Annotated in this window: 23 protein-coding genes; all 23 read left to right on the forward strand. The window is 30.0% G+C overall.

Annotated features, from left to right (window positions below; genetic code table 11):
• The first annotated feature begins 25 nt into the window (after positions 1-25).
• The 23 genes from MUN68_RS03220 to MUN68_RS03330 all read left to right on the forward strand — a co-directional run bounded on the left by MUN68_RS03220 (position 26) and on the right by MUN68_RS03330 (position 24,782).
• A complete protein-coding gene (locus MUN68_RS03220) occupies positions 26-595 on the forward strand; it encodes a sugar transferase (RefSeq protein ID WP_249995279.1) in 570 nt (189 codons plus the stop codon).
• On the forward strand, positions 592-1,884 hold the full coding sequence (locus MUN68_RS03225) for a nucleotide sugar dehydrogenase (protein ID WP_249995280.1): 1,293 nt from the start codon (positions 592-594) through the stop codon (positions 1,882-1,884). The genes MUN68_RS03220 and MUN68_RS03225 overlap by 4 nt, the downstream gene beginning before the upstream one ends.
• On the forward strand, positions 1,884-2,867 hold the full coding sequence (locus MUN68_RS03230) for an SDR family oxidoreductase (RefSeq protein WP_249995281.1): 984 nt from the start codon (positions 1,884-1,886) through the stop codon (positions 2,865-2,867). Before MUN68_RS03225 ends, MUN68_RS03230 begins: the two co-directional genes overlap by 1 nt.
• 53 nt (positions 2,868-2,920) lie before the next feature.
• On the forward strand, positions 2,921-4,738 hold the full coding sequence (locus MUN68_RS03235) for a DCC1-like thiol-disulfide oxidoreductase family protein (protein ID WP_249995282.1): 1,818 nt from the start codon (positions 2,921-2,923) through the stop codon (positions 4,736-4,738).
• A gap of 28 nt (positions 4,739-4,766) precedes the next feature.
• Positions 4,767-5,882, forward strand: coding sequence for an acyltransferase family protein (locus MUN68_RS03240; protein ID WP_249995283.1), 1,116 nt, complete (start codon positions 4,767-4,769; stop codon positions 5,880-5,882).
• A 16-nt stretch (positions 5,883-5,898) separates the two neighbouring features.
• The gene (locus tag MUN68_RS03245) at positions 5,899-6,747 is read left to right on the forward strand and encodes an NAD-dependent epimerase/dehydratase family protein (RefSeq protein WP_249995284.1); all 849 of its coding nucleotides are present in this window, start codon (positions 5,899-5,901) and stop codon (positions 6,745-6,747) included.
• The gene (locus MUN68_RS03250; RefSeq protein WP_249995285.1) at positions 6,726-7,709 is read left to right on the forward strand and encodes an ATP-grasp domain-containing protein; all 984 of its coding nucleotides are present in this window, start codon (positions 6,726-6,728) and stop codon (positions 7,707-7,709) included. The genes MUN68_RS03245 and MUN68_RS03250 overlap by 22 nt, the downstream gene beginning before the upstream one ends.
• The gene (locus MUN68_RS03255) at positions 7,709-8,365 is read left to right on the forward strand and encodes an HAD family hydrolase (RefSeq protein ID WP_249995286.1); all 657 of its coding nucleotides are present in this window, start codon (positions 7,709-7,711) and stop codon (positions 8,363-8,365) included. The genes MUN68_RS03250 and MUN68_RS03255 overlap by 1 nt, the downstream gene beginning before the upstream one ends.
• Positions 8,358-9,287, forward strand: coding sequence for a glycosyltransferase family 2 protein (locus tag MUN68_RS03260; protein ID WP_249995287.1), 930 nt, complete (start codon positions 8,358-8,360; stop codon positions 9,285-9,287). Before MUN68_RS03255 ends, MUN68_RS03260 begins: the two co-directional genes overlap by 8 nt.
• 7 nt (positions 9,288-9,294) lie before the next feature.
• A complete protein-coding gene (locus tag MUN68_RS03265; RefSeq protein WP_249995288.1) occupies positions 9,295-9,927 on the forward strand; it encodes an acetyltransferase in 633 nt (210 codons plus the stop codon).
• Positions 9,927-11,054: a dTDP-4-amino-4,6-dideoxygalactose transaminase gene (gene rffA / locus MUN68_RS03270; protein ID WP_249995289.1), complete on the forward strand. Its 1,128-nt coding sequence runs from the start codon at positions 9,927-9,929 to the stop codon at positions 11,052-11,054. Before MUN68_RS03265 ends, rffA begins: the two co-directional genes overlap by 1 nt.
• The gene (locus tag MUN68_RS03275) at positions 11,044-12,675 is read left to right on the forward strand and encodes a glycosyltransferase family 39 protein (RefSeq protein WP_249995290.1); all 1,632 of its coding nucleotides are present in this window, start codon (positions 11,044-11,046) and stop codon (positions 12,673-12,675) included. The genes rffA and MUN68_RS03275 overlap by 11 nt, the downstream gene beginning before the upstream one ends.
• Positions 12,676-13,533, forward strand: coding sequence for an ABC transporter permease (locus MUN68_RS03280; protein WP_249995291.1), 858 nt, complete (start codon positions 12,676-12,678; stop codon positions 13,531-13,533).
• Between the two features lie 2 nt (positions 13,534-13,535).
• Entirely contained in the window at positions 13,536-14,774 is a 1,239-nt protein-coding gene (locus MUN68_RS03285; RefSeq protein WP_249995292.1) for an ABC transporter ATP-binding protein, read from the forward strand.
• A 1-nt stretch (position 14,775) separates the two neighbouring features.
• Positions 14,776-16,134: a sulfotransferase gene (locus MUN68_RS03290; RefSeq protein WP_249995293.1), complete on the forward strand. Its 1,359-nt coding sequence runs from the start codon at positions 14,776-14,778 to the stop codon at positions 16,132-16,134.
• A gap of 33 nt (positions 16,135-16,167) precedes the next feature.
• On the forward strand, positions 16,168-17,130 hold the full coding sequence (locus MUN68_RS03295) for a glycosyltransferase family 2 protein (protein ID WP_249995294.1): 963 nt from the start codon (positions 16,168-16,170) through the stop codon (positions 17,128-17,130).
• Positions 17,131-17,291: 161 nt separating this feature from the next.
• Positions 17,292-18,728 (forward strand): MBOAT family O-acyltransferase, encoded by a 1,437-nt coding sequence (locus MUN68_RS03300; RefSeq protein WP_249995295.1) that lies wholly within the window; start codon positions 17,292-17,294, stop codon positions 18,726-18,728.
• Between the two features lie 68 nt (positions 18,729-18,796).
• Positions 18,797-19,627 (forward strand): hypothetical protein, encoded by an 831-nt coding sequence (locus tag MUN68_RS03305; protein ID WP_249995296.1) that lies wholly within the window; start codon positions 18,797-18,799, stop codon positions 19,625-19,627.
• 3 nt (positions 19,628-19,630) lie between these two features.
• Positions 19,631-20,419, forward strand: coding sequence for a glycosyltransferase (locus MUN68_RS03310; protein WP_249995297.1), 789 nt, complete (start codon positions 19,631-19,633; stop codon positions 20,417-20,419).
• The gene (locus MUN68_RS03315) at positions 20,419-21,654 is read left to right on the forward strand and encodes a glycosyltransferase family 4 protein (protein WP_249995298.1); all 1,236 of its coding nucleotides are present in this window, start codon (positions 20,419-20,421) and stop codon (positions 21,652-21,654) included. The genes MUN68_RS03310 and MUN68_RS03315 overlap by 1 nt, the downstream gene beginning before the upstream one ends.
• Complete coding sequence (locus MUN68_RS03320) at positions 21,647-22,876, forward strand: glycosyltransferase family 4 protein (protein ID WP_249995299.1); 1,230 nt, start codon at positions 21,647-21,649, stop codon at positions 22,874-22,876. Before MUN68_RS03315 ends, MUN68_RS03320 begins: the two co-directional genes overlap by 8 nt.
• 12 nt (positions 22,877-22,888) lie before the next feature.
• Positions 22,889-23,602 (forward strand): class I SAM-dependent methyltransferase, encoded by a 714-nt coding sequence (locus tag MUN68_RS03325; RefSeq protein WP_249995300.1) that lies wholly within the window; start codon positions 22,889-22,891, stop codon positions 23,600-23,602.
• A 7-nt stretch (positions 23,603-23,609) separates the two neighbouring features.
• On the forward strand, positions 23,610-24,782 hold the full coding sequence (locus tag MUN68_RS03330) for a glycosyltransferase family 4 protein (protein ID WP_249995301.1): 1,173 nt from the start codon (positions 23,610-23,612) through the stop codon (positions 24,780-24,782).
• Position 24,783 lies beyond the last annotated feature (1 nt).

Consider the following 24,783-nt stretch of genomic DNA (forward strand, 5'->3'; position numbering starts at 1 on the left):
TGTGATCACAAAAACTCAACTTAAGGTGAAACGCTTTTTTGACTTAGTATTAGCAATCTTACTAATCCCAGTGTTGATTATACCTATCATGTTTTTTGTTGTCATCGCTTCTATAAGTACACGTCAGTTTGGATTGTTTTTACAGAAAAGAGTCGGTCAGCATGGTAAACTATTCGATATTTATAAAATAAGAACCTTGCGTAAAGGAAAGCATGTTTTGGGGCATCTTGATTTAAGTGCAACACGCTTCGGGAAGTTTTTAAGACATTACAAACTAGATGAGTTACCGCAAATTTTTAATGTTCTTATAGGAAATATGGGATTTGTTGGTCCAAGACCAGATGTTATTGGTTTTGCAGATAAGTTAGAAAATGAAGATAGGATAATTTTAAAAGTTAAACCTGGTATAACAGGTCCAGCAACTTTAAAGTATAAAGATGAAGAAACCATTTTGTCACAACAACTTGACCCGGAAACATACAATAGAACGATTATTTGGCCAGATAAGGTCAAAATAAACAAAAAATACATTGAGAATTATAGTTTTTCTTTAGATTTGAACTTTATTTTGAATTCGATAGTAAATAAAAGATGAATAATACACATAAAATAACAATTTTGGGCCTAGGTTATGTAGGCTTACCTCTTGCAGTTGAATTTGCAAAAAAATATATGGTAATTGGTTTTGATATTAATGAGAAACGTATCAAAGAACTTAATAATGGTGTCGATAATACATTAGAAGTTGAAGATGATCTTTTGAAGTCTGTACTGACCTCAGATCCAAATTCTAAAACCGGACTTTTTATTACCAATGATACTAATCATACAGCAGATTCTAATATATACATTGTTACTGTTCCAACACCTACAGATGAGCTTAAAAGACCAGTCTTTACGCCATTGATTAAGGCAAGTGAAAGTGTTGGTAAAGTGCTTAAAAAAGGAGATATTGTTATTTATGAATCTACAGTATATCCTGGAGCAACAGAAGATATCTGTGTGCCAATTTTAGTAGAACATTCTGGATTAAAATACAACGATGATTTCTTCGCTGGCTATTCTCCAGAACGTATTAATCCAGGAGACAAAAAACATACTGTAACTAAGATTCTTAAAGTAACTTCAGGTTCAACTCCTGAAATTGCAATTGTAGTTGACGATTTATATAAAAGTATAATTACTGCAGGAACGCATTGTGCTCCTTCAATAAAAGTAGCAGAAGCGGCTAAGGTTATCGAGAATTCTCAAAGAGATATCAATATTGCTTTTGTTAATGAATTATCTAAAATATTTAGATTATTAGATATCGATACTAAAGCGGTGTTAGAAGCTGCTGGAACAAAATGGAATTTTATAAAGTTTAGTCCAGGTCTTGTTGGAGGGCATTGTATTGGTGTCGATCCATATTACTTAGCGCAAAAAGCTATTGAGTCTGGTTATAATCCTGAAATTATTCTTGCTGGTCGTAAAATGAACGATAGCATGGGATCATATGTTGCTCAGGAAACTGTTAAAATGATGATTCAAAAAGGCGCTAGAATTAAAGATTCAAATGTTTTAGTTTTAGGGATTACCTTTAAAGAAAACTGTCCAGATATTAGAAATTCAAGAGTCATAGATATTATTGAAGAATTTGAAACATACAATGTTAATGTGGATGTTTTTGATCCTTGGGCTTCTAAAGAAGAAGTAAAGCATGAATACGGTTTTGATCTGTTAGATGATACTTCAAAATTAAAATCGGATTACGATGCTATTGTACTCGCTGTATCTCACAATGAGTTTTTAAAATTAGATTTACAAAAAATGAAATCAGATATAGGTGTAATTTTTGATGTAAAATCATTACTTCCTATACATACGGTAGACGCAAGATTATAATGTACGAAAATAAATACCATTCAGTCAATTTAAGTCAGTTATCATTCCTTGTGACAGGAGGAGGAGGTTTTATAGGTTCTAATATTGTAGAATACCTTTTAAAATATGGAGCTAAGAAAGTGCGTGTTCTTGACGATTTTTCAAATGGTCATCGCGAAAACTTATTAGAATTCCATAGTAATCCTTCTTTTGAATTATTGGAAGGTGATATTCGAGATTTACAAACGTGTAAAGATGCTATGGATGGCATTGATTACGTAACACATCAAGCGGCTCTTGGTTCTGTACCTCGTTCTATAAATGATCCTGCTACTACTAATGCTGTAAATATTTCAGGGTTTTTAAATATGATGATTGCTTTAAAAGATTCATCTTCAGTTAAGAGAATGGTTTATGCTGCATCAAGTTCAACTTATGGAGATAGTATTGAACTTCCAAAAGTTGAAGATAATATTGGTAAACCTTTATCTCCTTATGCGGTTACTAAATATGTAAATGAATTATATGCTGATGTTTTCGGAAAAACGTATGACACTGATGTGATTGGTTTAAGGTACTTCAATGTATTTGGACCAAAGCAAAGTCCAGATGGTGCATATGCTGCGGTAATTCCTTTGTTTATGCAAGCATTAAAAGATAATGATGCTCCTAATATCAATGGAGATGGAGAGCAAACGCGCGACTTTACTTTTGTAGATAATGCAGTTCAAGCTAATATAAAAGGATTTTTTGCTTCTGAAGCTGCTAAAAATCAAGTGTTTAATGTGGCCTGTGGTGAGCGTATTACAGTGAACTATTTATGGGAATCGTTAAGAATTGCTGCTAACTCTGAATTAAAAGCAATTTATGGACCACCAAGACAAGGTGATGTTCGAGATTCTTTGGCAAATATTTCTAAAGCTACATCTTTAATAAACTATAAACCAGAATTTACTGTTAGACAAGGTTTGGCCATTACATACAAATGGTTTGAAGAGCATTAATCTTTAATAAAATACGAGTTATATAATTGTCATAAATTTATTAATATTGCCATATGAGCTTTATAAGTAAATTATATGACAAGAAAATATCTTCAAAAGGGCTTGGTGTCTTTAGAATTTTATTTTCATCTGTTTTTTTATTAGAAGTTATCAGAATATTTAAATTTAGACAGTTATATTTTGATCCTATTCCTTTTATTCAAACGAGTGCATTAAGTGAAGAGGTCCCTTTTGTGATTTGGATGATTGCATTATTTATGCTTGTAATAGGTGCGTTTACAAGAGTAGCAGCACTAATTAATTACATATTCATTCTTATTTATATTTCTTCAATAGGTGTATTTGAATATCATATGGACTACACCTACACTGGAGTGAGCTTTATGTTTATATTTCTTTCTGTTTCAAAATCGTATTCTTTTGATCGATTGGCAGAAAAACTTAAATTTTCCAATCTTACTTATGTACATCAACCAAAAGAGAGTACATCTGTAATTAATTATTGGTTAGTCCTATTTGTTGGTATAGGTTTAGTGTATTTGGATTCGGTGTTTTTTAAATTGAATTCTAAGATATGGACAAGTGGTTTAGGAATGTGGTATCCAGCGTCTTTACCTCAAATGACTATTTTTAATAATCAATGGCTATTAAATCAAGAGTTTTTAATCAAGTTTCTAGGTTACCTCACATTTGCATTTGAAATTGTATTTCCTTTTTTGTTTTGGATGAAAAAACTAAGAATCCCATTATTAATTATTGGAATTGGACTGCATTTAGGGATTTTAATAGAGTTTCCTATTCCGTATTTCGGATTAGGTGTTATAGCTGTATATGTACTATTGATTCCTAATCATTTATGGAAAAGATTAGAAAGGAAAATTAAAGCAAAAAAGCCTAACCTTATCTTGTTTTACGATGCAGAATGTCCATTGTGTATGAAAACACGAATTGTATTGTCTTTTTTTGACGTTTTTAATACATTAGAATTTAATTCAGTTCAAGAAAGTTTTGATAATCATGACTGTTTAAGAGATTTTTCTAAAGAGGAACTGCTAAATAACATTCATGCAGTTAATAGGAAAGGGAATGTGTATTCAGGAATTGAAACCTATAAAAAAGCTTTTCTAATAGTGCCAATGTTTTTTGTTTTTGGTGTTTTATTATATATTCCAGGTCTTTCACACATCGCAAAAAAAATCTATAATTACATTGCGAAAAATAGAAAAGTAGAACGATGTACTGCTGAGAATTGTGGGTTTTTGCCAGCTCCTCAAAAAACAGATACAGAAATGCTCATGTTGTTGCATAATTTTAAGCTTAAGGATCTTAAAATAGTAACTTTAAAACTATTTGTTGTTGGTATTATTATGTTGCAGATACTTGTGAATTTTAAGCAACCATTTTCTAATGATCTTGCTAACGCTATACATAATAAGATAAGTAATGCTTCTTCTAAATTATTAGGTGTGACTGAGCATGGTGTGTTTATGGATGGACATTATAAAGATTATAATAAAATTTTTACAATATCTTACAATGATGAACTACTACCATTTTATCATAAAAATGGGATGCCAGATTATTATATAAGAGGAGGTTCTTGGGTTAATTTTAGTTTTAGAGTTAATAAAGGAGGTAGAGATGCAAATCATATAGAATTAAGAAAAGGTTTAGAAAGGTATGTTGCATTTTGGGCTTATAAAAATAGTGTTGGATTGGATAATACAACATTTAAATTACTTAGAAAAGACATTGATTTGCCTTCAGGCTGGAAGTTAAATTCACTTCAAGATAATTTAAAAACTCCTTGGGTTGAAGTTGGAAAAATGACCTGGAAGAATAGTCAAGCAACATTTCAATTGTTAAAGTAGCATTATTCAAAAGTTAGTACTTTAAAGAATGAATAAAAAAAAGAGGTTGTTTTTTAATGGACTAAATGAATTAAGAGCAATAGCTGCTTTAAGTGTTTTAGTTCATCATGTTGAACTCTATAAATACAAATCAAAATTACATTCACTTTATGATTTCGGAGGTTATATGAGGTCATTTATCAGTGATTTAGGGAATAATGCTGTTTATTTATTTTTTGTTCTATCAGGTTTTTTAATTACATATTTACTAATTGAAGAAAAAAATGAAACTGGAAAAATATCTATTTATAAATTTTATGGTCGTAGAATTCTAAGGATTTGGCCTTTATATTTTATTGTAGTCATTATTGGCTTTTGGTTGCTACCATTTTTATATGAGAATTTCACAAGTTTTTTTCAAGAACAATATTTCTATAATCAACGTATAGAATCATTGATATATGATGGCAACTTAGTTCTTTATTTGTTTTTTATGTCCAACATAGCATTGGTGTTATATGGTCCTGTTGCAGGTTCTGCTCATTCAAGGAGTGTTAGCGTAGAAGAACAGTTTTATGTAGTTTGGCCTTGGATCATAAAATTGTTTTATAAAAATTTATTAGAAGTATTGTTGTTAATTATTTTTGGAGGTATATTATTTAAATATGCGTTTCCCGAAACACTTATTAAAAAATTATATAGCGTTTCAAAAATAGATTTTATGGCTATTGGAGCCTTATTTGCATATATTTATAGATATCATAAGGAAAAGCTAATCTTGTTACTTAAAAAGAAGGTGTTTTTAATAATTTTAATTATTAGTATTGTGGCACATTTGTTTTTTGAAATTACAAGTACTACACAAGCTTTAACTTTTGGATTACTAATAGTATGTTGTATTGAATGGAATTTTAAGGTGAGTATTTTATCCTATTTAGGGAAACTGTCTTACGGCATTTATATGTATCATCCTTTAATGATGTATTTGTCTTTTTCAATCATGAATAAATTGAATATTTATAATTCTATGTCTTATAATGTATTAGTCTATTCACTAGTTTTAGGTTTAACCTTTTTAGCTAGCTATGTGTCTTATAATTATATAGAACTGTTTTTCTTAAAAATAAAATCAAAGTTTTCACCCATAAAAAGTGGAAACAGTTAATATAACTTTGGTGGACATGAACAAGCATTTAATCATAGGTTCAAATAGTTTTTTAGGTGTTGCTTTATCAAAAGCACTTCATAAATCTAATGAGACTGTCTTAGGTGTTTTTCATGAAAATAAGAACAATCTTTTTGAGGAAATTGATCACATACCAATTACCAAATTGAAGAATTTAAATTCCGATTTCAATGTTGTATACATCATTAGTGCTTTTGTGCCAGATTCAAAAGATAAAGACATAAAGCAAAGATTAATTGACGTTAATCAAGAGTTGGTCGCAAGAATATGTCATCAATTTAAAAATGCTAAAATTGTATATTGTTCTAGTGTTTCGGTTTATGGTGCAACCAATGGCATTTTAAAAGAAAAGAGTGATTGGTCTCCTGAGTCACCATATGCTGAATCAAAACGATTTGGAGAGAAAATTGTAATGAAGCACGATAAATATGCAATTGTAAGAATTTCATCTATGTATGGGATTAATATGAAACTTTCAACGTTTTTACCATTGGTTATTAAATCGGCTATAAAAAATAATCAAATCAAATTGTATGGAGATGGTAAAAGAGAGCAAAACTATATTCATGTAAATGATGTGGCCAATTATTTAATTGCGGCTTCAAGATATAGTGTGAATGCTACTTTTTTAGCAGTGAGTCCAATTTCAATTTCTAATTTAGAAGTTGCAAAAACTATTAAAAAAGTTTTAAAAGATATAAATATCATATTTGAAGGAGAAGATAATTCAAAATCATACTTTTATGATAATTCTGTAACCAATAAAAAGTTAGAAATTAGAAATAGAAAAGAGTTTAAAACAGAAGTGAAAAGTATAATTGAATGGATGAAAAAAGGATTATAGTTACTGGAATTGGAGGAAACGTCGGACAAGGTGTTATAAGAAATATTAGAGCAACTCACTTTAATATTAAAGTAATTGGCACTAACGTTGAAGATTTTTCAGCGGGTAATCATTTATGTGATGTTTTTTATAAAGTGCCTTTTGCATATGATGAAGCGGCTTATATTGCATCAATTAAAGATATTGTGGTAAAAGAACACATTGATCTAATTCTTCCTACGACAGATTTTGAAATATTTTATTTATCCAAACATCAAAATGAAATTTCTTGTGAAATTGCTGTTTCAGAAAATAAAACTGCTGCATATTATTTGGATAAGTACACTACTTTTTTGCATTTAAAAAAACATGATATTCCTTTTGCAAACTCCTTTTTGCCAAGTGAGTACAATAACGAATATTCTAGCTTTATTTTAAAACCAAGACAGGGTAGAGGTTCAAGAGGACTGCAAATTAATCCGAAAGATTATAAAACATTTTCTGATGATGAGTACATGATTCAAGAACTTCATGAAGGTGTAGAAATTACGACAGCATTTTATGTTAACAAATCAAATGAGTTACACGGTTTTATTACCTTTGAACGCAGCCTTGAAAATGGAACAACGACGCATTGTAAAGTCGTTTCTGTTTATGATTCTGCATTAAAAAAAATACTCTTAGATATCATAAAAGTATCTCATATTAAAGGGTCAGCAAATTTACAAGCTATTGTTACCAAAACAGGAAAAATTGAACCTTTTGAGATTAATTGTCGAATTTCTGGCACCAATTCTATTCGTGCTAATTTCGGATTTAAAGATGTGACCTATACACTTGAAGAATGGCTATTTAATCAAACACCTTCACAACCAATAATTGAAAAAGGAATAGCGACCAGAATTTTAATGGATGTTATTTATAAAAACACCAATGATTTTAAGGAAGCAAAAGATAACTCAGCAACACATTATATTTACTAATGAGTACAATTAAATACATATTGTTTGATGCGGCTAATACCTTGATTCATAAACCAAGTTTGTGGGACAATTTTGCTAATGTCCTTAAGGTAGAAGGTTATGACGTCTCAATCAAAGAATTGAAAAATAAACATAAACTATTAAGTGAGTTTATTAAGTTTCCCGATGTGACTTCGCAAGAATTCTATTCTACGTTTAATAAAGAATTGTTGCATGCGTTGGGAATTATAGAGACACCTCAATTACTCGAACAAATTTTTAGTGCATGCAAATATCTGCCTTGGGAAGTTTTTGAAGACACCAAATACCTTTCAAAATTAGAGCGATATGAATTGGGTGTGCTTTCAAACTTTAACTCGAACTTGAGGACTTTATTAAAAGATAAATTGCCTGATATTAATTTCAAACACATTATAATTTCAGAAGAAGAAGGTGTTTCAAAACCAAATATTGAATTTTTTGAATGCGCAATCCAGAAAATCGGATTAAAACCAAATGAAATTTTATATATTGGAGATTCATTAAAATTAGATGTTATTCCAGCATTACAATTAGGATTTCAAGTAAAACTAATCGATAGAGATGATGCTTATCCTATGTCAAATTATAGTATTGCAACATTAAAGGAATGCATTCAAAACAAAACACGTGAATAAAAAAATATCATTTGTAGTACCAGTGTATTTTGAAGAAGACGTTATTTCAAGGTTTATTTTAGAAATGACTGAAGAATTGAAGGCGCTTAATCTGGATTATGAGATTGTTTTTATTGATGATGGTAGTACAGATAAAACAGTTCAGATAATTAAGGAACACGCTATTAAAAATAATAATTTAAAACTGATAGAACTTTCATATAACCATGGTAAACAGGCGGCTTTAACTGCAGGAATTAAAAATGCTTCTGGTGATTATTTATTGTATATGGATCCGGATTTGCAAGATCCACCAAAAGAAATAGGGCGTTTTATTCAAGAAATTGAGAAAGGTTATGATTTGGTGTTTGGTGTAAGAAAAGAAAAAAAAGACACCTTTTTAAATAGTCTGTTTTCAAAAATATTTTGGGGAGTTTTACGACGATTTACAGGTCTTGATTTACCCAAAGGCTTAGCTGTAATGAGAATTTTTAATAGAAAATTTGCAGATAAGTTTTTAGAGTACCAAGAGCAAAATAGATTTATTGAAGGGATTTTTGTTCATATAGGTATGAAACAGTCTGTTATCACTATTGAACAACGTGAGCGATATGCTGGTACTAGTAAATTCAATTTTAGGAAAAAAATGGAATTGGCTTTTAATGCCATTTTTGACTTCTCTGAATTGCCTCTTAAAATTGCAGTTAGATTAGGAGCAGCATTTATAATTGTTGGTATATTAATTTTGTTAATTATTGTGTTTTTGAAAATTTATTTGGTCGATTTTCAATCGGGTTGGCCTTCTATAATTGGCGCGTTAATAATTGCTACAGGAATTCAATTATTTTTTTTAGGAATAGCAGCGTTATATATAGGTAAAATTTATAAAGAATCTAAAGGAAGACCATTATTCTCAATTAGAGAAATGACTAATTTTGAATAAATTATTTATGAAGAAACTAGCCATCATAGGATCAGGTGATTTAGGCCAATTAATTGCTTACCATGCCATGCATGATAAACAATTTGAAGTCGTAGGTTTTTTTGATGATTTTGCTGAAACGAACAGCTTTGTTAATACCATACAAGTTTTAGGAAAAATTTCAGACATAGAAACCGAATATAATCAAGGCGCTTTTGATGTTATTATTTGTGGTATAGGTTATAATCATTTGTCATTTAGAGAAAAACTCTATAATGATTTACACAATAAAGTAGAATTTGCTACTATAATTCATTCTTCATGTTATGTTGATGCTTCTTGTCGTATTGGTAAAGGCGTTTTTATGCTTCCTGGCTCTGTTTTAGATCTTAACACAGTAATTGATGATAATGTAGTTATTAATGTGTCGTGTACAATTGCTCATGATTCTAAAGTAGGAGCACATACATTTATATCTCCAAGTGTTGCCATTGCTGGATTTGTGTCCATTGGAATTCGATGTAATATTGGAATTAATACAACCATTATCGATAATATTGAAATCGTAAGTGACGTACAAACTGGAGGCGGAACTGTCGTAAATAAGAACATTTTAAATAAAGGATTATACGTTGGGAATCCACATAGATTTATACGCTAATGATACCATTTAATAAACCATATTTATCTGGAAAAGAATCTGAATATATCCAGTTAGCTGTTGATTCTGGTATGATCTCTGGAAATGGGAATTATACAAAAAAATGTCAAAAATTTTTTGAAGACAACTATAATATAAAAAAAGCACTCCTCACAACCTCTTGCACTGATGCACTAGAGATGTGTGCATTGTTATTAAATATTAAGGAAGGTGATGAGGTTATTATGCCTTCTTACACTTTTGTGTCTACAGCAAATGCGTTTGTGTTAAGAGGCGCAAAAATTGTTTTTGCAGATTCAAAACTAGACCATCCAAATATAGATGAAACTAAAATTGAAGCGCTAATTACTCCAAAAACGAAAGCTATTGTGGTTGTACATTATGCAGGCTGTGCATGTGAAATGGATGCTATAATGCAGATTGCTAATAAACATGATGTCTTCGTTATAGAAGATGCTGCACAGGCTATAGATTCTTTTTATAAAGGAAAAGCCTTAGGAAGTATTGGTCATTTGGCAACGTTTTCATTTCATGAAACAAAAAATATTATTTCTGGCGAAGGCGGTTTGCTTGCGATCAATGATGAGCAGTTTATTGAACGTTCGGAAATAATATGGGAAAAAGGAACCAACAGATCTTCTTTTTTTAGAGGTGAAGTTGATAAATACGGTTGGGTAGATGTTGGGTCTTCTTTTTTGCCTTCAGAAATCATTGCGGCTTTTTTATGGGCTCAATTAGAAAATAGCAAAGACATTCAAGCTAAACGAATTAAATTATGGTCGCAATACGAACAAGAATTTAAAGCTATTGGTAATACATTAGAAGTTGATTTGCCACAAATTCCTAAAGACAGTAGTAATAATGCACATATATTCTATATCATATGTAAAACAAATGATGAACGCACTCAATTAATTAACTTTCTTAAAAGTAAAGGAATCTATGCCGTATTTCATTATTTGAGTTTGCACAAAAGTGAATATTATAATGGGAAACATGATGGTAGAACTCTTACTATGACTGAAGAGTTTTCTAATCGATTACTAAGGTTGCCATTATTTTATGAACTTAAATCGGAGGATGTAACTTATATTGTTAAACAAATTTCTGAGTTTTATGAGCATTAAAAAAGTATATCTATTTTACTGTATACTATTTGTTGTTTTAGGATTTACAGCTCTAAATTTTAATTATATTGAAGGTGACGATGCTCAAACAGTTTTACATCATGTCTTTGGTAGAGACGCCTCGTTTCAGCCTCCTTATTCACCTTATCATTCTATGTTTGATACTGTTTTGTCCGCTGTGTCAACTCAAAATGAAGCCTCACTAAGAATTTTTAGTATTGTTTTTACTTTTACTTTTAGTTTGCTTGTTCTTCTTTTTATTGCTAAAATAGTTAATGAAGTTTTTGAAGAAAAAAAGAAAAATGTCAGTTGGTTTTTATTGATGATGCCTTTTGTTATACCTGAAATGTTATTTAGTGGCTTAATCATTAATCCTACAAACATTTCTTTTGCGTTAGTTTTATTATCTCATATTTTTTTAATTAAATACTTGAAAAATAACAAGTTGTTGTTCTTAATCATTGCAATACTTTTATTTGGTTTTGGTGTAAGTTTTAGATGGATTAGTGGATTTTACATTTTTGTGTTGTTTGGACACTTTATTTTTTCAAATTCTTCGAGTATAAAGACTTTAATTTCAATAGATAAACTAAAGAAAAGCTTAATTGTTTTTCCTTTTTTTATAGTATCAGTATTGTTATGGATACAAATTTCAGGCTATTCTATTTTTGATATTTACGATGTGTTTGTTCATGGAACTAAATATTTAGAAGGGAAAGAAACCTCTTTACTATCAATAGGCGCAACTGCGATTTCTTTTACCACTCCTGCTTTAGTAGTGTTACTTATATTAGGTACTATACATTGTGTTAGAGAAAAATTGTTGTTCCCCTTAGCATTGTTATTAATTTCAATTTTGCCTTATTTTACAATGGGAATTATACCAATGTACAAGTACATGGTCACTACGGTTTTACCAATAGTTATAGTGTCGGCTTATGGTTTTGTATCCATTAAAAGGCAGAGTTTTAAGTATGTTTTATTTGCTGTGATTGTGATTCCTTGGTTTATTGGGTTTCAGATAGAAAGCAATACAGCTTGGGGACCTGGATTTGAAGTGAGATCAATTACTAACAATAATATTAATGAAATCAATTTTAATCCAGATAAATCAACATCTATAAATGACATTAATATTGTTGTAGGTTCAGGTATGGCAATGCCAACTTCGGAAGGCCCTAGACCTTTATTTGGATTTGGTAAAGTTTTGCTAAAGGATTGGTGTCGTTTTGTAGCAAATAATAATATTGAAAGAGAATCTTCAGTTAATTATGCTATTGACAATAATTGTAATATTTTGCAGGATGTTAATCACTCATTTATGGCATCTAAGCTTTGTGAAATTGGGTATTACACTGAAGATAAGTTTAATAAGATAAGTCAATTTGGAGTTCATAGAACTTTTTATAGAGCTAGAGATAGTGTTAGTATTGATGTTTTTAAAAATAAAAATGCACTTTTTGATAGTCAATTAATGAATTCTTATTTGTCAACATCTAAAAAAAATAAAATTGTAATCTATTCAACGTATACAAATATTATGACGAAGTTACAATCAAAATATAAAAATCAATTTAAACAGAAAGGTGCTTTTTGGGGCATTTTAACACTGAATGATTAAATGAAAGATAGTCCTTGGCTTTATACTATTTCTTCTAAGCATAAACTTATAGATCTTAATTTTAAAGAAATTTGGCGCTATAGAGATTTATTATTGTTGTTTGTAAAGAGAGACGTTGTAACCGTATATAAACAAACCATTTTAGGTCCTTTGTGGTATGTGATTCAACCTTTGTTTACTTCGGTTATTTTTACTTTAATCTTTAATAATTTAGGAAATATTGGAACAGGAGGATTACCTCCATTTTTATTTAATCTTGCAGGAATTACGGCATGGAATTATTTTAAAGAATGCCTAACAAAGACCTCAACAACCTTTACTAATAATCAAGCAATATTTGGAAAAGTTTACTTTCCTAGAGTTGTTGTTCCTATGTCTATAGTAATCTCTAATTTATTAAAATTTGGTATTCAATTCTTGATTTTTGTAGCATTTTACTGTTATTACGTGTTTAATGGTGTTGAAATAGGATTGAATTCTAAGCTGTTTTTATTTCCAGTATATGTTTTAATGATGGGACTACTCGGACTGGGTTTAGGAATGATTATTTCGTCAATGACCACAAAATATAGAGATTTAACCATCTTAGTTGGTTTTGCAGTACAACTCCTTATGTATGTGTCTGCTGTTCCATATCCAGTTTCTGAAGCTAAAGCTAAGTTTCCTGAGAGCGTAGCTCTATTTGTTGAATATAATCCTCTCACTCAAATTATAGAAGGTTTTCGTTATATGTTATTAGATACAGGCACTTTTACTTGGTTTGGATTCTTTTATACATTGGTATTAAGCATTATCTTATTTTTAATAGGTTTAGTTATCTTTAACAAAACGGAAAAATCTTTCATTGATACAGTATAAATATGTCTGATGTTATTCTTAAAGCAGAAAATATAAGCAAACAATATCGATTAGGTATTGTTGGTACAGGTACGGTTAGTCATGATTTAAATCGTTGGTGGAATAAAATTCGAGGTAAAGAAGACCCTTATTTAAAAATTGGTGAATCAAATGATAGAAGTGTAAAAGGAAATAGCAATTATGTTTGGGCTTTAAATGATATTAATTTTGAAGTCAAAAAAGGGGAAGTTCTTGGCATAATTGGAAAAAATGGAGCAGGAAAGTCTACCTTACTAAAAATCCTGTCACGTGTTACAAGTCCTACCACTGGAGAAATAAAAACTAAAGGAAGAATTGCTAGTTTATTAGAAGTAGGTACAGGGTTTCATCCAGAACTTACAGGTAAAGAAAACATTTATCTCAATGGTGCTATTCTCGGAATGACCAAAAAAGAAGTAACAGCAAAAATTGATGAAATTGTCGCGTTTTCAGGTTGTGAACGTTATGTGAATACACCTGTAAAAAGGTATTCTTCTGGAATGCGTGTGCGATTAGCGTTTGCTGTTGCTGCGCATTTAGAACCAGATATTTTAGTTATCGATGAGGTTCTTGCGGTTGGAGATGCAGAGTTTCAAAAAAAGGCTATCGGGAAGATGCAAGATATCTCAAAAGGTGAAGGACGAACTGTGTTGTTTGTAAGCCATGATATGGCAGCAATTCAAAGCCTTTGTTACAGATTGATTGTGCTAAAAGATGGTTGTGTGTCTTATTCAGGTGATGTAGATAAAGGCATAGAATTTTATTTAAATAATACAGATATTATTGGTCTAGATTATAGAAATGACAATTGTAAACTTGGCATTCATTCTGTAGATTTCTTTGATGCTAACCAAGAAAAAATTAAATTAGTTTCTGTAGGGCAAAAAATTTTAATGCATGTTAAATATCAAAATCCAGATTGTAGAAACTTATCTATTAGTATTGGGTTTTTTGATATGTTTTCTAATTTTAAGTTCTCTTGTAGAAGCGATATTATTAACAAATCGTATGACGAATCTCAAGGAGAAGCTATTTTAGAAATTGATAAATGGCCTTTAAGCGCAGGTAAATATTTTTATAACTTAGCTGTTCATGATAAGTCGTCAATGATTGAAAACATTAAAGAAGCAGGAGTTTTATATGTTGAAAAGGGTGATTTTTATGGTACAGGAAAATTACCAGGACATAGCAAAGCATTTTATATAGATTATAAATGGATGTAAAATGAACAAACTATTAAAAAGTATTGCAAAACGTTATGCTGACAGATTGTTTCACTACTACCAGAAAAAAGAAACAACTAAAAAGGAACTGCAAAAGAATGAATTAATTGGCAGAATTAGTAGCGTAGGTTATAACCTTAGACTAAATGGAGAAAGCCATATATTCTCTAAACCTTCCAAAGTGATTATTGGAAATAATGTTCATATCGGAAATAATTTTTTTGCTAAATCTGAAGGTGGTCTTGTAATTGGAAATAATACACACATTTCTAGAAATGTTACTATTTACACAGAAAATCATAATTATACAGGAAAAGCACTTCCATATGATAATACTACTAATTACAAACCTGTAATAATTAAAGAAAATGTTTGGATTGGTATGAATGTTTCTATAGTACCTGGAGTTGAAATTGGTGAAGGTGCAATCATTGGTATAGGTTCCGTTGTAAATAGAAATATAGAGCCTTTTGAAATCGTCGGAAGCCCTAAAATCAACACCTTAAAACTTCGAGATATTGAGCATTATAAAAGCCTTAATGATAATAAACATTATGGAGGAGTTAATGGAAAACGTTTAGAAGAAATCGAATTAAATCAGTTTTTGAAATCTTATGAAACCAATCGAAATAAAGATATTCTTTTCATACTTGGAACTGGTAGAAGCGGAACCGTATCTATAACCGATTTATTTAATCAGCATCCAAATTGTAAAGCATTTCATGAAGATATACATCAGTTAATTAGAATTAGTACTGATTTAGCGCATAAAGGAGATATAGATAAATCTTATAAAGAAATAAATGAGATCTTAAAAGTTAAGGTATGGAATGCTTCTGAAAATCAGCTCATTGTGCATTCAGACCAAAGGTTTTGGAATTTGATTCCTTTTCTTTCAAATTACTTTCCAAATTCTAAATTTATACATGTAGTACGCGAACCAATTAGCTGTATTAAATCTATGGTTATTAGAGAATGGTATGCAGATGATGAATATCCTGACCTATTTTATCATGATTGGGCAAAATATAGAATTCAAGGAGATCAAATTGGTGATGTTAGCTCAGAAAATTGGACTAAAATGACACATTTACAAAAATGTACTTGGTACTACTACTTTATTAATAAAACCATTACAGCAGAACTTTCAAAATTGCCACAAGAGAGGACTTTAAAAGTTGAATTGGAAAATATCTCCGAAAAAATGCACTCCATTTTAGAATTTTGTAATTTAACTAAAGTTGACTTAAATTTTAATAAAAAGAATAGTCAAAGACAGACCGATTATATAAAATTAGCAGCAGATAATTTAGATGAAATTGAAGAAAGTGTAGCTAATGAAACTAAAAAGTATTTATAATACACTTGATTTCTAAGATTTAAAACATAGTTTATGATTACTGATTTGGTATCTATAGTTATACCAACTTACAACAGAGCCAATCTCATTAGTGAAACTCTAGATAGTATTTTGTCTCAAACACATACCCATTGGGAGTGTTTGGTAATTGATGATGGAAGTACAGATAATACCGCAGAAGTTTTAGCCCAATATTGTATTAAAGATAATAGGTTTAAGTACCTCAAAAGACCTGCAGAAAGCCCTAAAGGAGGAAATGCAGCACGTAACTACGGATTTGAATGTAGTAAAGGCGATTTCATACAATGGTTTGATGATGATGATATCATGGCCGAAAATTATCTTTCAGCACGTATAGCTTTATTTACAAAAAAAAGGAAAATAGTCATTTGTAGCGGATTTAGTACAGATGAAAATTTAAATATAACACGTGAAGTTAAATTAAAAACTGATGTTAATTTATATAAAGAATATGCATTATGGAAATTTGAAATTTATACGCCTTCAGTTTTGTTTAGAAAATCATTTTTAAAAGAAAGTCCATTTAATGAAACAATAATTAGAGGGCAAGAGACTGAGTTTTTTACACGCATTTTCTATGGCTTGAATCCAGAAGAGTATTCAATTATCAATAAGCCTTTATTCTATTATAGAAGCCATTCTAAATCGAAGACAGAACAAAGTCAAACCTATAATAAACGTCATAAAGAAGACTTGTTACATATCAGCAAACTAAATTTTGAAAGGGCCTTGAAGCTAAAAGATTTAGATCTCATCTATTTTTATTATAAGTTACTTTTAAAACAATTTTTTAGAAGTGTAGACAATGACCATAACAGTAATGCAAAACAGGTTATAAGCTTTTTAAATAGAACATTAAATGAAAGAAATAGAATTCTTAAATTTAAATTGATCCTATTTAGCAAGATTTATCTCAGTCTTAAAAAAGGAACTATTTTAAAAAAGCATTTGCGAAGCCATAAGATTTTAACTTAGGAATATGGGTTTTAAAAAATCCAGACAAGTATAGATAAACCATTCAGATATTATATTTTAGTAACTTGCAATAATAAATATCTATTTTATAAAACCTTCAAAAGAGTTCCCAAAAAAAAGAAAACTAAAAAATGGCTATAAAAACATCTCAATTTTAAATTATGCTGTTTAACTCTTTTGATTTTGCTTTGTATTTGCCAATCGTTTTTATTCTCTATTGGTTTGTTTTTAATAAGCAACTTAAAACTCAAAATGCATTTCTTGTAATTGCCAGTTACGTGTTCTATGGATGGTGGGATTGGCGTTTTTTATCACTTATTTTATTTAGTACACTTGTCGATTTTTCAATTGGTCTTTACTTGTCTAAAGCTAAAAAAGTTAAGACAAGGAAGTTATTATTATGGACTAGCATCATTGTTAATTTAGGGCTTTTAGGGTTTTTTAAATATTTCAATTTTTTTATAGATAACCTTTCTCAGTCATTTCATTTTTTTGGTCAGGATATGACGTTTACAGGTTTAGAAATTATTTTGCCTGTCGGAATTAGTTTTTATACATTTCAAACTTTAAGTTATACTATTGATGTTTATAAGGGCAAACTTGAGCCAACAAAAGATTTCCTGTCCTTTGCAGCTTTCGTTAGTTTTTTTCCTCAACTCGTTGCTGGACCAATAGAACGTGCAAAACATTTATTGCCTCAATTTTATAAGAATAGAAAATTTGATTATGCAAAAGCTGTTGACGGAATGCGTCAAATACTTTGGGGTTTATTTAAAAAAATAGCCATTGCAGATAGTTGTGCGGTTTTTGCAAACGACATATTTAATAATTACGAAACTTACAATGGTAGTACGTTATTTATAGGTGCATTATTTTTTACTTTACAAATTTATGGTGACTTTTCAGGCTATTCGGATATCGCTATAGGAACTTCACGATTATTTGGTTTCGACTTGAAACGTAATTTTGCTTATCCGTACTTTTCACGAGATATAGCAGAGTTTTGGCGTCGTTGGCACATTTCATTATCAACATGGTTTCGAGATTACTTATATATTCCATTAGGCGGAAGTCGAGGTGGCACATTTCAAAAAGTTAGAAATACATTTATAATTTTTATTGTTAGCGGATTTTGGCATGGTGCAAATTGGACATTCATAATTTGGGGTTTCCTAAATGCGTTGTATTTTCTTCCTTTATTATTGCGAAATAAAAATAGAGTTTACACAGGTAATATTGCTGAAGGAAAACTATTTCCAAGTTTTAAAGAATTTAGAGGTATGCTCATTACCTTTGCGTTAACACTTATAGCTTGGGTGTTTTTTAGAGCAGAAAATATTAATCATGCCTTTGCGTATTTAGATGGTATGTTTTCTGCAAGCCTTTTTTCACTGCCAGAAATTAGACCAAAAGATGTATTTGTATTGATTTTTGTTTTCTTTTGCGTCGAATGGTTTGGTAGAGATAAAAAATATGCCCTTGAATATTTAAATTTTAATAAGTATTTAAGATGGCTTTTATATGTTATAATTATAGTTTTAGTTTATTTATTTGGAAGTAATTCTGAAAATGTAGAATTTATTTATTTTCAGTTTTAGAAGCTTTTATGAGGAAATTTGGTTATCAAATAGGACTTTTTGTTGTGATACTTTTTGTAGTAAATTTGTTGCTCTTTAATTTAGGGAACGATTTATATTATAAAAATTATGATACGTATGCCTTGAATTTTAATAACTATTTATTTGCCGATTCACATGGATCACCACTAGGAGATCATACCCAAGATTATAATGTGTATAATTTTTCAGTAGGCGCAGATTCATATATTGATATAAAGCGAAAACTTAATTTTTTAATAGAAAGTACAACTATTGATACCATTTATTTAAGTGCAGATGAGCATATGTTAAGTCCATACAGGGAACAGTATAATAATTTTGATAAATCATCTTATTATACTACTGCTAGCGATTTTTCATCAACATTTGAATACTATAAGAATGAGGCTGCTCAAAAAATAATTTATTTTCAACCTAAAACAGGAGCCGTTATAAGAAAGTATATTGTGTCAAAATTTGAAAACCTAGTTTCATCTCAAGAAGACGTTGACGTCAAAGAATCAAACACCTATTTAAATTGGAATGAAAGGTCTGATGATACTAAAATTGAACGCATTAAAAAAAGAATAGAAACGCAATTCAATTATCTAGAAAAGTCTGTAATATTGGAAGAAACTTTGTTAGAAATTTTTAATATTTGTGAAACTAATAACGTGATTGTTATAGGTGTAAAGTATCCTTTAACAAAAGAATATTACACTGCTACAAAACATAAGATGTTTGGAGTAGATTCAATATTTAAGGATAAAAATTTAAAAATTTTAGACTTTCAATCAGCTTACATAGACAAAGATGATATGTTTTATAATGAAGATCATTTAACATTTGAAGGAGGAGAATTATTTGTTCAAGATTTATTTAAAGAGCTCAAGCAATAAAAAATGATCCCAAAAAAAATACATTATTGTTGGTTTGGTACTCAGCCTATGTCACAAACCATTCTGAAATGCATCGAATCATGGCAGCAGCATTTACCAGATTTTGAACTTGTATTATGGAATGAAACAAATTCTGATTTGAGTCATCCTTTTGCCAAACAAGCACTCAAAGATCAAAAATGGGCTTTCCTATCAGATTATGTGAGACTTAATGTATTATCAGATCAAGGCGGTGTATATCTAGATACAGACATGCTTGTGCTTAAAAATTTTTCAACGTTTCTAGATCGTAAATGTTTTGTAGGTTTAGAGTCTGAACGCTATGTGAGTTGTGGTGTGATAGGAACTGAAGCAAATCATCCTTATATTGTAAATTGCCTTCGGCATTATGATACAATTGATGTTTCTAAATCTGTGAATTATAAGGATTTAATTATTCCAAAAATATTTACTTCAGTATATAAAAGCATGTATAAAACTGAAATTCTTGAAGCAATTGAGTATGAGGATTTATTGATTTTAGATGTGAATTATTTTTATGCATATCCCAATCCAGATCCTAAAATACGTAAACAAGATGATGATTATTTAAAACATATAACTGAAACATCCTATGCTGTTCATTTATGGGAAAGATCTTGGAAAGGTTATAATGAGTTTCAATTAATTCATCAAAGAAGATATTTAAAAGCTTTTTTTAAGATGATTACGAATGGAAATCAAAAAAAAATGAAACCAAAAAAATACTATAGAAAGCTATTATCTACCATTAAAACTTCTATTTTTGGCTAATGAAAAACGATGTTTTAATAATTTATGGTTCGCTCAATTCAGTACCTTCTCCAGAAGGCGCAGCTCCTGCCAAAGTGATCTATGAAACAGTTGAAACCTTAAATAATAAAGCCTTTAAAGTCCTTTCAAATTACAATCCTAGGCTCAATCAGGAATCATATAATAAAGAAGTGTATTTACATGTCAAATCGAATAGGTTTGATGCTCTTGTGTTATTGATTTTAAAATTAAGATATCCATTTAAAAAGCGAAAGCAGAAGTTTACTACAGGTTCAGATAAGCAATTATTATATTTTATTTCTGTGTGTCGTTTTCTGCTATTTAAAAAGCATAAAAAAATTGTAGTGCATGTTAGTGTAGGTTTGGTTACAATGATTAAGCTGTTTTTGCCTAGTCGAAAAGTTGTGTATTTTCATCATGGTACTTCATTACATAAAAAGTATGATGAACAGCAATGGTGTCAACTAATATCAAATTGCGAAGCCATTTTTTCTGTGAATAAAAGAGCACTTGAAATGGCCAATCAGACTTTTAAAAAACAATTAGAACCGTCTAGATATTTTGCAATTCCTAATGCTATTATTCCAAAAGTAACTTTAAGTCAAGCAGTTGATTATTATAAAAATAGACCATATGACGAGCATGTTTTTGTATTTGCATTTTCAGGAAGAATATGTATCGAAAAAGGTGTACTTAATTTATTACATGCGTTTAAAAATGTACATGACATAAATCATGACGTTCATCTGGTCGTCTTTGGAGCTGCTGGTACAAGAGGTACACATGAAATTAAAACGGAATATCTATTAGACTGTAAAGCATTTGCCGAATCACAGAATATTCCAGTCACATTTACCGGATTTCTTCCAAATGAAGATTTATTAAAAGGGTTATCACAAGTTGACGTTCTCATTTTGCCAACAGATACCAAACATTATGAAGAAGGAATGCCATTGTCTCTAATTGAGGCTATGTCCTTGTCAAAACCTTTAATAGCAACCAATTCAGGTGGAAGTTCTGAAATTCTTAATGATGGTCAAAATGGTATTCTTATTACTTCTAATCCTTATATTGATGAGCTAACTAAAGCCATGTTAAACTTAAGTTCTAATAAAGAACTTTATGCAAAGTTTTCAAAAACAGCATATACGTCGTATATTGAAAATCATTCTTATGAGTCGTATAATAAAGCTTTTATAAAGGCATTAAAAGCAATTAATTTTTTTGATGAGTAAAACAAAAGTTGTTTATTTAGTTTCAGGATCAAGACACACTATTCCGCCAAATAAAAAAAGTCCTGGAGTTCCAAGAATTATAGAAAAACTGTCTAATAATGATACGACATCTATTAGCTATAAAGTGGTTAGTAAATATGACGATAGTTTAATACATCAAGATTATAATAAAAGGAAATATCTTCACATAAAACCTACGCTTTGGAATCGCTTTTTTGAATCCATTTTGAACAAGGTGCCACTACGAATTAAAAAGCGAGTATATGGTTACTCTTTAACAGATCGCATTGTTTACTATGAAGGTATTAAGCGACTTATTCGAAAAGAGAGGCCTGATGTTATTATTACCTTTATGCACTTTGAATTGTTTAAAAAGCTTTGCAAAGTGCATCCAAAAGCAAAGCACATTTATTTTTTTAGAAGCACAGATTTAAAGTTGCGATTAGGAGATCAAAACATCGATTTTTTAATTAATAATTCTAGTGGATTTCTAGCCAATACAAAGTCGCCAATCGAAGAGCTTAAAACAATTTCTCCAAGATTAAATTTTCCAACTGAAACCATTTATAATTCAGTTAAATTAAACGATTTTACTGATAAAATATGTGAAGAACTTTCAGAGCAATATCGGAAAACTTTCAATTTAAAACCAGACGACTTCGTTATAGGATATGCAGGACGACTCAGCGAAGAGAAATCCGTTTTAGAACTCTTTGAAGCGGTTCATTATTTGAAAAATAAGGGCTTGAAAGTCCATGTATTGGTGGCAGGAAGTATTGCGATAGAAACCACACCTAATGAAGATTATTACAATCTAATCGTCAACTATGCGAATGAAAATCTTTCAGATCAAATACATTTTTTAGGCTGGTTGCCGAACGAAAAGTTGTATGAATTCTATAATGCTTTAGATATTGGAGTGCTCTTGTCAAAATATAGTGAAGGGAATTCAATGTTTCTCCTTGAAACACTTTCTATGGGAACTCCAATGATTGCAACACGTATTGGTGGCAATCTAGAGATGATTACTGATGGTGAAAATGGATTCCTGATAGACATTGAAAACGTAAAGCAAAACTTGATTCAAAAACTTGAATTTATTATCAGTAATAGAGGGCAACTTAATGAAATGTCTACAAATGCTTTAAAATATATAAAACAACACCATACAAATGATATTATGGTCGATAAGTTTAATAACTTTATGCAAAATTTCGAATAGCAATTTTTGAATATGGATATTAAGAATCAAATAGAGTTTTATGATAAGTACTGGTCTGGAAGAAAGGTGCTTAACAATTTAAAATTAAGACGTGCAGTTAAAATTTTAGATTACTTTATAGCGGTAAAACGAGAAATAAAAGAGCCTAGAATTATTGAACTAGGAAGTGGAGATGGAAGATTTACTGCATTTATTGGCGAATTTGGTAATGCAGATGCAATTGAGCTTTCTAAAGAAGCTGTTATAAGAGCTAATGAACTTTACCCTCATGTTAACTACATTCATGGTAATGCTATAGATCATCCGCTTGAACAAGCTACTTATGATGTTGTAATTTCACAAGAAGTCATTGAACATATTGAAGAACAAGATAAGTACTTTGAGGCTTGTTACAATATTCTTAAACCTGGAGGTTACCTTATTTTAACAACACCTAATAAAAAAGTATTTGACCACATGGAAGGTGGTAATTGGTCTAGACAACCCATTGAGAAGGTTTTAACACCAAATGATCTTAAACAGCTTGTCAAAAAGAAATTCAAAATCATAGATTATGATAGTATAATACTTAATTTTGGGAAACAAGGTTACTTTAAGCTTATAAATAACAGGTATCTAACTGGGTTTTGTAACAAAGTTGGTTTAAGAAAGTTTAGAGAAAGAACATTAGGTAAATTTGGTTATGGTTTGCATCAATGTATATTTGCAAAAAAAAATATGATTTAATAACTTAATGAATATAGCAATCTACAATGGTAATTTACAGCCCACAACTTTTGTTTTAAGATTAGCTCAAGTTGTTAATGAAGAACATACAGTTTTAGTTTCTGGATCGTCACCAAAGTTATTTAAGCATCAAAAACAAGGCCTTAATTATTTGCCTACTGACCCAAGTAATAAATTAGTATTATTAATTCAGTTTGTATTGAGACTTCTGGTTTTTTTTTGTGTTCAACCAAAAAAATGTAGACACTTTGTTTCGCTTCTACGGAATTCAGATAAACCACTTTTAACCAGATTTAAACAGTTTTTAATTTGGTCAAAATTCATTTCTAATAATATTGAAGTTGTTCATATTCAATGGGCTTCACATATATTTTTATTTGAAGAAATATTAGAGCATTCATATTTTAAAACTATGGTAAGTTTAAGAGGGCGATTAATAAACATCACACCACTTGCCGAAGCCGATTTAAAAGCATTATATCAAAGAACCTTTCCAAAAGTAAATCAGTTTCATGCTGTGACACATCATATCAAAAAACAAGCAATGATATATGGAGCGGCTGAAGATAAAATTAAAGTCATCTATTCAGGTGTTGAAGTGAATTCTTTTGATGCTTTTAGAAAGAAAGATTATGCAAAACGAGACACGTTGCAAATACTCTCAGTAGGAAGACAGCATTGGAAAAAAGGATATAACTATGCTTTAGAAGCCTTAAAAATTGTTCTTGAAAGAGATATTAAAGCAACGTTTACAATTATTGGAGCAGCAGATTCAGAAGAGATTATTTACACTGTTCACGATTTAAATCTTAAAAATGAAGTACGCTTAACGTCAAAAATGGATTATCAAGACGTCTTGAAAGAAATGCAAAAAGCAGATGTGTTAGTGTTACCAAGCGTTTCTGAAGGTCTTGCCAATGTGGTTATTGAAGCTATGGCACTTGGCTTACCAGTAATTAGTACAAATGCAGTTGGTATGTCAGAATTGGTAATTCATAAGGAAACCGGATTGTTATTCGAAAATAGAGATGTAAACGATTTAGCCGAAATGATAAAGGGTTTTAATTCAATGCCTCAAGAAGACGTTAAAAAAATGACAGATACGGCATTGAAAAAAGTAATAATTCAGCACAATTGGAAAACATTCAAACAAAGTTTTAATGATTTCTATACATGTTAAA

The sequence above is a fragment of the Psychroserpens ponticola genome (genome assembly GCF_023556315.2).
Classification (GTDB): Bacteria; Bacteroidota; Bacteroidia; order Flavobacteriales; family Flavobacteriaceae; genus Psychroserpens; species Psychroserpens ponticola.

What these genes read in the sequence shown, in the direction of transcription:
- MUN68_RS03225 (WP_249995280.1), top strand. Translation starts at nt 592, where the DNA reads ATGAATAATACACATAAAATAACAATTTTGGGCCTAGGTTATGTAGGC.
- MUN68_RS03230 (WP_249995281.1), top strand. Translation starts at nt 1,884, where the DNA reads ATGTACGAAAATAAATACCATTCAGTCAATTTAAGTCAGTTATCATTC.
- MUN68_RS03235 (WP_249995282.1), top strand. Translation starts at nt 2,921, where the DNA reads ATGAGCTTTATAAGTAAATTATATGACAAGAAAATATCTTCAAAAGGG.
- MUN68_RS03240 (WP_249995283.1), top strand. Translation starts at nt 4,767, where the DNA reads ATGAATAAAAAAAAGAGGTTGTTTTTTAATGGACTAAATGAATTAAGA.
- MUN68_RS03245 (WP_249995284.1), top strand. Translation starts at nt 5,899, where the DNA reads ATGAACAAGCATTTAATCATAGGTTCAAATAGTTTTTTAGGTGTTGCT.
- MUN68_RS03250 (WP_249995285.1), top strand. Translation starts at nt 6,726, where the DNA reads ATGGATGAAAAAAGGATTATAGTTACTGGAATTGGAGGAAACGTCGGA.
- MUN68_RS03255 (WP_249995286.1), top strand. Translation starts at nt 7,709, where the DNA reads ATGAGTACAATTAAATACATATTGTTTGATGCGGCTAATACCTTGATT.
- MUN68_RS03265 (WP_249995288.1), top strand. Translation starts at nt 9,295, where the DNA reads ATGAAGAAACTAGCCATCATAGGATCAGGTGATTTAGGCCAATTAATT.
- rffA (WP_249995289.1), top strand. Translation starts at nt 9,927, where the DNA reads ATGATACCATTTAATAAACCATATTTATCTGGAAAAGAATCTGAATAT.
- MUN68_RS03275 (WP_249995290.1), top strand. Translation starts at nt 11,044, where the DNA reads ATGAGCATTAAAAAAGTATATCTATTTTACTGTATACTATTTGTTGTT.
- MUN68_RS03280 (WP_249995291.1), top strand. Translation starts at nt 12,676, where the DNA reads ATGAAAGATAGTCCTTGGCTTTATACTATTTCTTCTAAGCATAAACTT.
- MUN68_RS03285 (WP_249995292.1), top strand. Translation starts at nt 13,536, where the DNA reads ATGTCTGATGTTATTCTTAAAGCAGAAAATATAAGCAAACAATATCGA.
- MUN68_RS03290 (WP_249995293.1), top strand. Translation starts at nt 14,776, where the DNA reads ATGAACAAACTATTAAAAAGTATTGCAAAACGTTATGCTGACAGATTG.
- MUN68_RS03295 (WP_249995294.1), top strand. Translation starts at nt 16,168, where the DNA reads ATGATTACTGATTTGGTATCTATAGTTATACCAACTTACAACAGAGCC.
- MUN68_RS03300 (WP_249995295.1), top strand. Translation starts at nt 17,292, where the DNA reads ATGCTGTTTAACTCTTTTGATTTTGCTTTGTATTTGCCAATCGTTTTT.
- MUN68_RS03310 (WP_249995297.1), top strand. Translation starts at nt 19,631, where the DNA reads ATGATCCCAAAAAAAATACATTATTGTTGGTTTGGTACTCAGCCTATG.
- MUN68_RS03315 (WP_249995298.1), top strand. Translation starts at nt 20,419, where the DNA reads ATGAAAAACGATGTTTTAATAATTTATGGTTCGCTCAATTCAGTACCT.
- MUN68_RS03320 (WP_249995299.1), top strand. Translation starts at nt 21,647, where the DNA reads ATGAGTAAAACAAAAGTTGTTTATTTAGTTTCAGGATCAAGACACACT.
- MUN68_RS03325 (WP_249995300.1), top strand. Translation starts at nt 22,889, where the DNA reads ATGGATATTAAGAATCAAATAGAGTTTTATGATAAGTACTGGTCTGGA.
- MUN68_RS03330 (WP_249995301.1), top strand. Translation starts at nt 23,610, where the DNA reads ATGAATATAGCAATCTACAATGGTAATTTACAGCCCACAACTTTTGTT.